General features: G+C 59.8%; 9 protein-coding genes and 4 tRNA genes. 3 read left to right on the top strand and 10 right to left on the bottom strand.

Features of this window, described 5'->3' with window-relative positions; translation table 11 throughout:
* The first annotated feature begins 7 nt into the window (after positions 1-7).
* Positions 8-3,286, top strand: coding sequence for a PAS domain S-box protein (locus ACX3YF_RS17535; RefSeq protein WP_458973990.1), 3,279 nt, complete (start codon positions 8-10; stop codon positions 3,284-3,286).
* A 67-nt stretch (positions 3,287-3,353) separates the two neighbouring features.
* On the opposite strand, the gene ACX3YF_RS17530 is transcribed toward ACX3YF_RS17535, so the two are convergent.
* The 10 genes from ACX3YF_RS17530 to gltX form a co-directional block, all read right to left on the bottom strand.
* Complete coding sequence (locus tag ACX3YF_RS17530) at positions 3,354-3,800, bottom strand: Hsp20 family protein (RefSeq protein ID WP_047531258.1); 447 nt, start codon at positions 3,798-3,800, stop codon at positions 3,354-3,356.
* A 129-nt stretch (positions 3,801-3,929) separates the two neighbouring features.
* Entirely contained in the window at positions 3,930-4,889 is a 960-nt protein-coding gene (locus ACX3YF_RS17525; protein WP_196584896.1) for a tRNA dihydrouridine synthase, read from the bottom strand.
* A 91-nt stretch (positions 4,890-4,980) separates the two neighbouring features.
* Positions 4,981-5,424: an acyl-CoA thioesterase gene (locus ACX3YF_RS17520; RefSeq protein ID WP_103402721.1), complete on the bottom strand. Its 444-nt coding sequence runs from the start codon at positions 5,422-5,424 to the stop codon at positions 4,981-4,983.
* A gap of 48 nt (positions 5,425-5,472) precedes the next feature.
* Positions 5,473-6,306, bottom strand: a complete 834-nt coding sequence (locus ACX3YF_RS17515; RefSeq protein WP_458973989.1) for an alpha/beta fold hydrolase — start codon at positions 6,304-6,306, stop codon at positions 5,473-5,475.
* A gap of 29 nt (positions 6,307-6,335) precedes the next feature.
* Positions 6,336-6,875 (bottom strand): TetR/AcrR family transcriptional regulator, encoded by a 540-nt coding sequence (locus ACX3YF_RS17510; RefSeq protein ID WP_047531265.1) that lies wholly within the window; start codon positions 6,873-6,875, stop codon positions 6,336-6,338.
* Positions 6,876-7,059: 184 nt separating this feature from the next.
* Positions 7,060-7,135: transfer RNA gene (locus tag ACX3YF_RS17505), tRNA-Glu, on the bottom strand.
* An 80-nt stretch (positions 7,136-7,215) separates the two neighbouring features.
* Positions 7,216-7,291, bottom strand: a tRNA-Ala gene (locus ACX3YF_RS17500).
* 53 nt (positions 7,292-7,344) lie between these two features.
* Positions 7,345-7,420, bottom strand: a tRNA-Glu gene (locus ACX3YF_RS17495).
* Between the two features lie 79 nt (positions 7,421-7,499).
* Positions 7,500-7,575, bottom strand: a tRNA-Ala gene (locus ACX3YF_RS17490).
* A 202-nt stretch (positions 7,576-7,777) separates the two neighbouring features.
* Positions 7,778-9,259 carry a glutamate--tRNA ligase gene (gltX, locus tag ACX3YF_RS17485; protein ID WP_458973988.1) on the bottom strand — a complete coding sequence of 494 codons (1,482 nt, stop codon included), beginning with the start codon at positions 9,257-9,259 and terminating at the stop codon, positions 7,778-7,780.
* Between the two features lie 233 nt (positions 9,260-9,492).
* Here gltX and ACX3YF_RS17480 point away from each other — a divergent pair, with 233 nt between their 5' ends.
* Together ACX3YF_RS17480 and ACX3YF_RS17475 are read left to right on the top strand one after the other, a co-directional pair.
* Positions 9,493-10,542: an HlyD family secretion protein gene (locus ACX3YF_RS17480; RefSeq protein WP_448647169.1), complete on the top strand. Its 1,050-nt coding sequence runs from the start codon at positions 9,493-9,495 to the stop codon at positions 10,540-10,542.
* Positions 10,532-12,082: an MDR family MFS transporter gene (locus ACX3YF_RS17475; RefSeq protein ID WP_196584903.1), complete on the top strand. Its 1,551-nt coding sequence runs from the start codon at positions 10,532-10,534 to the stop codon at positions 12,080-12,082. The genes ACX3YF_RS17480 and ACX3YF_RS17475 overlap by 11 nt, the downstream gene beginning before the upstream one ends.
* The last annotated feature ends 44 nt before the right edge of the window (positions 12,083-12,126 follow it).

Genomic DNA, 12,126 nt, shown 5'->3' with positions numbered 1-12,126 from the left:
CTTGCCAATGCCGAAATCTGTTGACCGTATTCCGCCGATGCCGCGTATTCAGGCACTTGATCCACAACGCTCCGAGCAGAGCTGGGAAAGTGCCCCCCAATTATTGGCCGCGCTGAACGGCGCCCGGCTGGGTGCCTGGTATTGGGACATCGAACGCGGGCAGATCAGTTGGTCACGGGGTACTCAGGCGCTGTTCGGCTTTGATCCGCGGCAACCGTTGCCCGCCGATCTGGAATACCTCGATTTGCTGCCGCCGGAAGACCGGGCGAAAACCATTCGTGCCTTCCATGCCGTGATCGCCGGCGCACCGCTGGAGCAAGCGATGCACCACCGCATTCGCTGGCCCGACGGCAGCCTGCATTGGCTGGAGATCAACGGCAGCCTGCTGCCGGACAAAAACGGCCGACCACGCATGATCGGCGTGATCCGCGAGATCACTCACCAGCGCCAGCGCGAGCAGGCGCTCAGCAGCTCGGAAAAGCGGTTCGCCACCCTGTTTCATCTGTGCCCGAACATGGTGTTGCTGACACGCCAGGAAGACGGCCTGATCACCGAAGCCAATCAGTATTTCGAAAGCCTGTTCGGCTGGCCGGTGCAAGACGCGATCGGCCGCACCACCCTGGAGCTGGGCCTTTGGGTGAACCCCGAACAACGCACGACACTGGTCAAAGCCACCAAGGCCAAGGGCGAACTGATCAACATGGAGGTGCAGTTTCGCGCCAGCAATGGCCAGATCCACGACGGCATCCTCAGCGCACAAAAGGTCGAGCTCGAAGGCCAGCCGTACCTGTTGAGCACCTTCCTCGACACCACCGAACGCAAAGCTGCCGAGCACGCCTTGAAAGACAGCCAGGAGCGCCTCGACCTGGCACTGGATTCGGCACAACTGGGCACCTGGGACTGGCACATTCCCAGCGGCATGCTTTACGGTTCGGCCCGCGCCGCCCAATTGCACGGGATGGATGCGAAGCCTTTTCATGAATCTTTCGACGAATTTTTCGAAGGGGTTCCCGGCGAAGAACGCGACAACATGCGCGACGCTTACCGCAGCTTGCGCGAAGGTCCGGCGGGCAACTATCAACTGACTTACCGCGTACAACTCGAAGACGGCACTTCGCGCTACCTGGAAAGTCGCGCCCGGCTCTACCGCGATGAAAATGGCGCGCCGTTGCGCATGGCCGGGACCTTGCTGGACATCACCGATCAAGTCGAACGCGAACAACAGCTGGTGGCCTCCGAAGAAAAATTCGCCACCCTGTTCCAGGTCAGCCCGGACCCGATCTGCGTCACCCGCCAGGACACCGGGCAGTTCATCGAAATCAATTCCAGTTTCACCCAGACCTTTGGCTGGGGCACCGCCGATGTGATTGGCCGCAGCGCTGACGAAATCGGCCTGTGGGACGCCTCGGCCAAAAGCCTGCAGCGCATCGAACAGGTGATCCGCGAGCAAGGCCTGAATAACGTGGCCATCCTCGTCCAGCACAAGGAAGGACAGTCTCTGACCTGCGTGATTTCCAGCCGCCAGATCAACGTCGGCGACCAGCCATGCATCGTCACTACGTTACGCGACATCACCCAGCAGCAACGTTCGGAAGCAGCGCTCAAGGCCAGCGAAGAGAAGTTCGCCAAGGCGTTCCACTCAAGCCCCGACGCCATCACCATCACCGAACGCGACACCGGCCGCTACCTGGAGGTCAACGACGGGTTCTGCCGCTTGACCGGCTACCGTGCCGATGAAGTGATCGGGCGCACGGTGTATCAGCTCGGGATCTGGGCCGAAGAGAAACAACGCTCGGCGTTGCTGGCCGAACTGCAGATCAAGGGCCGGGTTCACCATCAGGAAATGCTCGGGCGCAACAAGCGCGGCGAGTTGTTGACCGTGGAAGTGTCGGTGGAACCGATCACCCTCAACGAAACCGCGTGCCTGCTGCTGACCGCCCGAGACGTCAGCCTGCTGAAAAACGCCGAAGCGCAGATCCGCCACCTGGCGTACCACGACCCACTGACCAACCTTCCCAACCGTGCGCTGCTGATGGACCGCTTGAGCCAGCAGATCGCCCTGCTCAAACGCCACAACCTGCGCGGCGCATTGATGTTTCTCGACCTTGATCACTTCAAGCACATCAACGATTCCCTCGGCCATCCGGTGGGCGATACCGTGCTGAAGATCATCACCGCACGCCTGGAAGCCAGTGTGCGCATGGAAGATACCGTCGCGCGCCTGGGCGGCGACGAATTCGTCGTCCTGCTCAGCGGTCTCGAAGGCTCGCGCAGTGAAGTCAGTGAGCAGGTGCGCGATCTGGCTGACACCTTGCGCGAACTGCTGTCAGAACCGATGTTCCTCGATGGCCAGCGCCTGCAAGTGACGCCGAGCATTGGTATTGCACTGATTCCCGACCATGGCTCCACGCCGACGGATTTGCTCAAACGCGCTGACATTGCCCTCTATCGTGCCAAGGATTCGGGACGCAACATCGCGCAGATGTATCACAACACCATGCAGAAGGCCGCGAGCGAGCGCCTGCGCATGGAGACCGATCTGCGCCTGGCGCTGTCCCGGGGTGAGTTTCGCGTGCACTACCAACCCCAGCTCGACGCCCGGAATAACCGTATCGTCGGTGCCGAGGCCCTGGTGCGCTGGACCCACCCCGAACTCGGCGCGCAATCGCCAACCGAATTCATCAAGGTGCTGGAGGACAGCGGGCTGATCCTGGAGGTCGGCACCTGGATTCTCGACGAAGCCTGTCAGGCCTTCCGGCAATTGATCGCCAATCGCCTGATAGACCCGCTGAACTTCAGCCTGTGCGTCAACATCAGCCCAAGGCAGTTCCGCCAGAACGACTTTGTCGAACGCATCGAAAACAGCCTCGCCAGCCACGGCCTGCCCTGCTCGCTGCTGAAACTGGAAATCACCGAAGGCATCGTCATCCAGAACCTGGAAGACACCATCAATAAGATGCGTCGCCTGAAAAAGCTCGGCGTGAGCTTTGCCATGGATGATTTCGGGACCGGTTATTCCTCGCTGACCTACCTCAAGCGCCTGCCGGTCGACACCCTGAAAATCGACCAGTCGTTCATCCGCGACGCCACCACCGACCCCAACGATGCCGAAATCATCCGCGCCATCGTCGCCATGGCTCGCAGCCTGGAATTGAAGGTGATCGCCGAAGGGGTGGAAACGCCGGAGCAATTGGCGTTCTTGCAGGGGCTGGAATGCCATTTCTATCAGGGTTACCTGCACAGCCGGCCGTTGCCGGTGGAGGAGTTTCAGAAACTACTGAGGTAACCAGATCTTGGCGGGAATGGGATACAAAAAAGGGGCGCCCATGGCGCCCCTTCTTGCTTGCTCTGACTCAGTGTTGCAGAGCCGGTTTTTCCGTCCCGTTGATCGGGATGCGTTTGGCTTTCGCCTCTTCCGGAATCACCCGCAGCAGGTCGATGCTCAACAGACCGTTGCTCAGGCCGGCAGCCTTGATTTCGATATGGTCCGCCAGTCGGAACGACAGCTTGAACGCGCGCTGGGCGATGCCCTGGTGCAGGAAGGTCACGCCTTCGTTGCTGTCACGTTTGCCGCCGCTGATGGTCAGCACACCCTTCTCGACTTGCAGCTCCAGGTCTTCTTCCTGGAAACCGGCCGCCGCCACGACGATGCGGTATTGATCGTCACCGTGTTTTTCGACGTTGTACGGTGGGTAGGTGCTGCCTGGCTCGTTGCGCAGGGCGGTTTCGAACAGGTCGTTGAAACGATCGAAGCCTACCGAGGAACGGAACAGAGGCGCCAGGGAAAATGCAGTACTCATGGTTCAAATCTCCTGAAAACAATCAGCAAGTTGTTTGTCTCCGCGACCCGAATTCGGCATCGCGTAACCCTTAGATAGGGACCGCCAATTACTTTTCAAGAGATTTTTTTCAAATTTTTTTTGCTGTTTTCAGGCGGCTTCAGCGACCTGCAGCCCCAACAAACGCGAGACCTGATCCAGCTCGGTCTCACGACGCAGGACACTGAACAGCTCCACCGCTTCGGGATAATTGCGGGTCAGCATCGCCAGCCATTGCTTCAAACGGCCCGGTGATTGACGAGGCGTCATCTGCGCCTTGGCTTGCAGCCAGAAATCCTGGATCAGAGGCAGCAGCTCGGCCCAGGTCATCTCGACGACTTCTTCTCCGGCCCGTGCCGCAGCAATTTGCCGCGCCAAGTCGGGACGTGAAACCAGGCCGCGACCGAGCATGATGTCTTCCACACCGCTGATTTCACGGCAACGGCGCCAGTCTTCGACACTCCAGATATCGCCATTGGCAAACACCGGTACCTTGACCACGTCCTGAACCCGAGGAATCCACTCCCAATGCGCCGGCGGCTTGTAGCCGTCGGTCTTGGTTCGTGCATGGACCACGATGTGCGCAGCGCCACCTTCGGCCAGGGCCGTGGCGCACACCAGTGAGCCATCCGGGCTGTCGAAGCCCAGGCGCATCTTGGCGGTCACGGGAATGTGCGCCGGAACGGCGCGACGGACATGCTCGACGATCTGGTTGAGCAGCTCCGGCTCCTTGAGCAGCACCGCACCACCACGAGACTTGTTCACGGTTTTGGCCGGGCAGCCGAAGTTCAGATCAATTACTTCGGAACCCAGCTCACAGGCCAGCGCGGCGTTTTCTGCCAGGCAAACCGGATCGGAACCCAACAACTGCACACGCAGCGGCACACCGGCAGCGGTGCGAGCACCGTTGAGCAATTCCGGGCCGAACTTGTGGAAATAGGCAGGCGTGAGCAACTGATCGTTGACACGAATGAACTCGGTTACGCACCAATCAATGCCACCCACGCGGGTCAGCACGTCGCGCAGGATGTCGTCGACCAACCCCTCCATGGGCGCCAAGGCAATTTGCATGAAAAACACACTCAACGAAAAACGTGCGGCAGTTTACTGGATTACGCAACAAATCTGCAGAACATCGCAGATCCTTTGCAGGAGCTCGCTCCTACAAGGGTTGGAGCGACAGCAACGCCGGGCCATAGCCCTCGATGAACTCCGCCGGCATGCGCTTGGGCCGACCGGTGGACAGTTCGATGCAAACAAAGGTGGTTTGCGCCCGCAGCAGCGTGGCGTTGTCGCTGGGACGCTTCAACTGGAAGTGCCGGGTCATTTTCAGGCGCTGATCCCAATCGACGATCCAGGTCGCCAATTGCAGCTCGTCGCCCTCATAAGCGGCCGCCAGGTAATCGATCTCATGCCGCACCACCGCCATCGCCCGGTCCAGCCGCCGGTATTCGACCAGATCCAGGCCCAGGCGCTGGGAGTGGCGCCACGCACAGCGCTCGAGCCAGGTGACGTACACCGCATTATTGGCGTGCCCCAGCCCGTCGATGTCCTCGGCGCCCACTTGCAGATCAATGATAAATGGCGTTGCCCGATCCCAGCCCATGCCCCACTCCCGGTCAGATGATGTCGACCGGGGCAGTGTAACGGATGCTCAGGCCGATTGGCGCGATTGCAGACTGCGTCCGGCCAGCAGTGATAGCACGCCATCAATCACCCGAGGGTCGGCCAGTACTCGCTGATGACCGCCTTCCTGCAGGCGCAGCAGGCGGCTATCGAACCAGGCTTCGTGGATCGCCTGCGATTCCTTCACCGAAACAAGCTTGTCGTCTTCGGCATGCACGATCAGGCCGGGCATATCGAGTTGGTAGTGCGCCACATCCAGCGTGGCAGCGCGCATGCCGACGTCTTTCTCAACCTGACGGATGAATGCCGAGCGAGCTTTCGGCGGCAACCCCACATAGCGCGCAAAGCCACGTAGTACACCGAGGATTCGCGCCGGAGCTGCGATTGTCACCAGAGTTTCGGTACGCAAGCCCAGTTGCACTGCGAGCATGGCGCTGGCGCCGCCCATGGAGTGACCGATGACGGCTTGAAGCGGTGGCAGTTCGGCGGCGGCTTCGAGCATGGCGCGAGCGAACAGTACGACATTCGCTTCGGTTCCCGGCGAGCGACCGTGCGCCGGGCCGTCGAGGGCGACCACCGTGTACCCGGCATCGACCAGGGCAGTGATGAGACTGGCAAACTGCGTCGGCCGGCCTTCCCAACCGTGCATCAGCAGCACTGCCGGGCCCTGCCCCCAGCGCAATGCCGAGAGACCGAAACGCAAAGTGATCCGTTCGGATTTGGCCAGCAGCGGCAATTCCCAATCACGCGGCGGCAAATCTCGCGGCGTCATGAACGCCAGTCGCATTTTTCTTGCAACCAGTTTTGGAGCAAACCAACCCAAGGTGCCATTGACGCCACGAACCCACTTTAACGCGCTCATCGCTCTCTCCTCAGGCTGCAGCCTTCAGGTCAACGCACAGCCGACTTGGCAGCGCGAAGCAATCGGTCGGATAAATCACCGGGGCCCAGCGCCCGTGCCAGCGCCAGACCGCCCACCATCAAGGCCATGTCGGCCAGGGCTTTATCGGTGTCTTCGGGACTGGCCGCCAACTGCGCGACCATCAGTTCCATGTGTTCATTCAGTGCGATCCGGAAGGCATCGGGCAGACGTCCGAGCTCACCGATCGAAGCCGGGATCGGGCACGCAGACTCACTGGAATCACGGTGTTTGCGCGACAGATAGAACGCAGCGACCAGCGCACGACGCTCTTCACCGGTCAGTTCGGCATCCATGTCAGCAATCAGGTCACGGCGGCGACCCAGCAATTGCTTGAACGCCTCCAGCATCATTGCGTCCTTGCTTTCGAAGTGCGCATAAAAGCCGCCGACGGTCAGGCCGGCTGCGCCCATTACTTCGCCCACGCTAGGCTCGGCCGGGCCGCGCTGAATCAGCGCTGCGCTGGCAGCCTTGAGGATGCGTTCACGGGTTTGAGCTTTTTTATCGTTCATCGTTGCCTCCGAATATTACGACTAGAATATTATTCTCATAATAATTTTCTGCAAGTCGTGGATGTGACCGCTGGTCTGAAGAACAGTTTGAAAGAAATGAGGGAATTTGGCCAAACGCCAGACAAACAAAAGGGCCATTCAATAATTGAATGACCCTTATAAAATCCCGCAGAGCGGGTAATCGTGGCGTCCCCTAGGGGACTCGAACCCCTGTTACCGCCGTGAAAGGGCGGTGTCCTAGGCCACTAGACGAAGGGGACACAAACCCTTCTTTACAACTGACCAGTGCTGAGAGCTGATCGATTCAAGGCCGGTGTGGCCAGACCTTGAACTGTAAAATTGGTGGAGCTAGACGGGATCGAACCGTCGACCTCTTGCATGCCATGCAAGCGCTCTCCCAGCTGAGCTATAGCCCCGGATTTTTCGCCTCGCGGCGGAGCGACATTTTGCAACTTCGCTTCTGTAAAACTGGCGTCCCCTAGGGGACTCGAACCCCTGTTACCGCCGTGAAAGGGCGGTGTCCTAGGCCACTAGACGAAGGGGACGCAAACCCTTCTATACAACTGATCAACGCTGAGTGTTGATCGCTTCAAGGTCGGTGTGGCCAGACCTTGAAGTGTAAATTGGTGGAGCTAGACGGGATCGAACCGTCGACCTCTTGCATGCCATGCAAGCGCTCTCCCAGCTGAGCTATAGCCCCTCATCGTTGATGTCATCGCTGAGGACGGGGCGAATCTTAAGGGTGTATCGAAAGCCTGTCAAACTTATTTTTGAAAAATTTCAAAATTTTTTGTCGGCATAACAACCACTTACCGCCCTTCCCCCGTAAATTCAGGAGAAAACGCCGGAGGACGGGAGCAAAAGATCCCGGCCTCCGACGGCTACCGCAGAGTCAGACGTGCTCAGGCGATAGCGCCCAGGAGCTTTTCCCACTCTTTGTTTTCTTTCTTCGACACGCCGCCCAGCAGGTCAATCGCCTGGCGCAGACGGAAACGTGTCAGGTCCGGACCGAGGATTTCCATCGCATCGAGCACGGACACCGAACTCGCCTGACCCGTGATCGCGGCAAACATCAGCGGCATGGCATCACGCAGCTTCAGCTCCAGGGACTCGACCACGGCCTGAATGGTCGCGGTGATGTTGTCCTTCTCCCACTGACGCAGGCTTTCCAGCTTCCACAGGATCAACTGCATCAACTGACGCACCTGATCGCCGGACAGCTTCTTCGACTCGAACAGCTTGGCGTCCGGATTCACGCCACCGGCAAAGAAGAACCCGGCCAGCGGTGCAACCTGGCTGAAGGTCTCGACGCGGCCCTGCACGTGCGGCGCGATCTTCATCATGTATTCGGAATTGAAGGCCCACTTCTGCACGCGCGCGGCAAACTCTTCCACTGGCAGGTCGCGTAGCCACTGGCCGTTGAGCCACGACAATTTCTCGATGTCGAAAATCGGCCCGCCCAGGGACACACGCTTGAGGTCGAAATGTTCGACCATCTCCTGCAGGGAGAACTTCTCGCGCTCGTCCGGCATCGACCAGCCCATGCGTCCCAGGTAGTTGAGCATTGCTTCGGGCATGAAACCCATGCGCTCGTAGAACGTCACCGAGGTCGGGTTCTTGCGCTTGGACAGCTTGCTCTTGTCCGGGTTACGCAGCAGCGGCATGTAGCACAGCTCCGGCTGTTCCCAACCGAAGTATTCGTACAAGAGGATCAGTTTCGGCGCCGATGGCAACCACTCTTCACCGCGCAACACGTGGGTGATGCCCATCAGGTGGTCATCGACCACGTTGGCCAGGAAGTAGGTCGGCAGGCCGTCGGTCTTCATCAGGACTTGCATGTCCATGCGGTCCCACGGGATTTCGACATCGCCACGCAGCATGTCCGGAACCACGCAGACGCCTTCGCTCGGCACCTTCATGCGGATCACGTGCGGTTCGCCAGCGGCCAGGCGGCGTGAGACTTCTTCCTTGGACAGCAACAGCGCACGGCCGTCGTAACGCGGCGTCTCGCCGCGAGCCATCTGCTCGGCGCGCATCTGGTCCAGCTCTTCGGCAGTGCAGAAGCACGGGAAGGCATGACCCATGTCGACCAGTTGCTGGCAATACTTCTGATAAATGTCGCCACGCTCGCTCTGACGGTAAGGACCGTGCGGGCCACCCACGTCCGGGCCTTCGCTCCAGTCGATGCCCAACCAGCGCAAGGCGTCGAAAATCTGCTGTTCGGACTCACGGGTCGAACGCAGCTGGTCGGTGTCTTCGATCCGCAGGATGAACTCGCCGCCATGCTGCTTGGCAAAGCAGTAGTTGAACAATGCGATGTAAGCGGTACCTACGTGGGGGTCCCCGGTAGGCGATGGCGCGATGCGCGTGCGGACGGTGGTCATGGCAAGTCTCAACAAAAGAATAGAAAGCGAGGATCAGACAAGGGGCGAATGGTAACAGGCGACACCCGCCCGGCTCCAGTCAGCAGGGCATTTAAGCCAAGGTTGCGTCTACAACGCCCGTTTGCCGCGGTGAATGACTGAATATCAGCCAATGGCATTTACCGTTTATCGGCTGTATGCAAGATTCGCCTGCTGATAACTTTCCTGACAATTTCTCGACTACAGTTTGCCCCATGCCTGCCCAACTCAAGCGTCGCCTGTCCATTTTCCTGGTAATTGTCCTGCTGATCGCCGGGGGCTTTTTTGCCCATTGGTTTTTCAAGGGGCGTTTTTACGAAAGCACTGACAACGCGTACGTGCAGGGCGAGATCACCCGCGTGTCGAGCCAGTTGGGGGCACGCATCGACAAGGTGCTGGTCCAGGACAACCAGCATGTCGAGAAAGGTCAGTTACTGATCAAGCTCGAAGGCGATGATTTCCACCTCGCCGTCGACCGCGCCAACGCGGCCCTCGCCACCCGTGAAGCCGAACGCTTGCAAGCCCAGAGCAAACTGACGCAGCAAAGCAGCCTGATTGCCGCCAGCGATGCGCAAGTCGCGTCCACGCAAGCGAGCCTGGGTCGCTCACAGATCGACCTGAACCGCGCCGAGACTCTGCGCAAGCCCGGTTATGTCTCGGAGGAACGGGTCACCACCCTCTCCGCCGACACCCACATTGCCCGCTCGCAACTGGCCAAGGCCCAGGCAGACGCCCAGGCCCAGCGCCAGCAAGTCAACGCACTGACCGCCGAGATCAAACGCCTCGACGCGCAAATTGCCAACGCCAAAACCGATCTGGCCCAGGCTGAACTGAACCTCACCCGCAGCGAAATCCACGCCCCCATCAGCGGCCTGATCGGTCAGCGCGCCGCCCGCGAAGGCCAGTACGTACAGGCCGGCGCGTATTTGCTGTCGATCGTGCCGGATGAAGACATCTGGATTCAGGCCAACTTCAAGGAAACCCAGATCGGCCACATGCAACCCGGCCAGAAAGCCGAGCTGATTTTCGACGCCTACAGCGATACCCCGATCGAAGCGCGGGTCGACAGCCTGTTCGCCGCGTCAGGCGCGCAGTTCAGCCTGTTGCCGCCGGACAATGCCACGGGCAACTTCACCAAAGTCGTACAACGGATTCCGGTAAAACTGACCTTCGCCGCGGACAATCCCCTGCGCGGCAAAATCCGTCCGGGCATGTCGGTCACGGTCAAAGTGAATATCAAAGACGCCCCTGACAATGGCCGGTGATCAACTGATCCGTCCGGCCGGGGAACCGACCCGGCGGGACTGGATCGCGGTCATGAGCGCGATGCTCGGCGCCTTCATGGCGGTGCTCGACATCCAGATCACCAACTCATCGCTCAAGGATATTCAGGGTGCGCTGTCGGCGACCCTGGAAGAAGGCTCATGGATTTCCACCTCGTACCTGGTGGCGGAAATCATCATGATCCCGCTGACCGCGTGGCTGGTGCAGTTATTGTCGGCGCGACGCCTGGCGGTGTGGGTGTCCCTTGGATTTCTCGCCGCCTCCCTCCTTTGCTCCATGGCCTGGAGCCTGGAGAGCATGATCGTCTTCCGCGCCTTGCAAGGCTTCACCGGTGGCGCACTGATCCCGCTGGCGTTCACCCTCACCCTGATCAAACTTCCCGAACACCACCGCGCCAAGGGCATGGCCATGTTCGCCATGACCGCCACCTTCGCACCGTCGATCGGCCCGACACTGGGCGGCTGGCTGACGGAAAACTGGGGCTGGGAATACATCTTCTACATCAACATCCCCCCCGGCCTGCTCATGATCGCGGGCCTGATGTACGGCCTGGAGAAGAAGGAAACACACTGGGAACTGCTCAAAAGCACCGATTACGCCGGGATCGTCACCCTCGGCATGGGCCTTGGCTGTTTGCAGGTATTTCTGGAAGAAGGCCATCGCAAGGACTGGCTCGAGTCGAACCTGATCGTCAGCCTCGGCAGCATCGCGCTGCTCAGTCTGATTACGTTTGTGATCGTGCAGTTTTCCAGGCCCAATCCGCTGATCAACCTGCGCATCCTCGGCAATCGCAACTTCGGTCTATCGAGCATTTCCAGTGTCGGGATGGGGGTCGGGTTGTACGGATCGATCTATCTGTTGCCGCTGTATCTGGCGCAGATCCAGAACTACAACGCCCTGCAGATCGGCGAAGTGATCATGTGGATGGGCGTGCCGCAGTTGTTTCTGATTCCGCTGGTGCCCAAGTTGATGAAGTACGTCTCGCCAAAATGGCTGTGCGCACTGGGTTTCGGCCTGTTCGGCTTCGCGAGCTTCTCATCGGGCGTGTTGAACCCGGACTTCGCCGGACCGCAGTTCAATCAGATTCAGATCGTGCGTGCGTTGGGCCAGCCGCTGATCATGGTCACCATCTCGCTGATCGCCACTGCCTACATCCTGCCCCAGGATGCGGGGTCGGCGTCGAGCCTGTTCAACATCCTGCGCAACCTCGGCGGCGCCATCGGCATCGCCCTGCTCGCCACCCTGCTGGATGCGCGAACCAAGACGTATTTTGATTACCTGCGTGAATCCATCGTGCCCGGCAATCCACAAGTGGCCGAACGCATGGCCTCGTTGACCGATCGCCTGGGCAGCGAAACGGCGGCGCTGGGCAAGCTCAGCGAGATTGCCCATCAGCAAGCCTCGATCATGGCGTACAACGATGCGTTTCATCTTGTGGGGATTGCGCTGGGAATCAGCATGCTGGCGGTCTTGTTGACCAGGAAGTTGCCAGCGGGGCTCAAGGCCGGCGAAGCACATTGATACCGATCATGCGCACAACACGATGGCGAGGGGCTACCCCCTCG

It is taken from the genome of Pseudomonas fluorescens group sp. PF-69 (assembly GCF_054481235.1).
The sequence above is the reverse complement of the archived record's forward strand: the minus strand, read 5'-3'. Positions and strand labels throughout refer to the sequence as shown.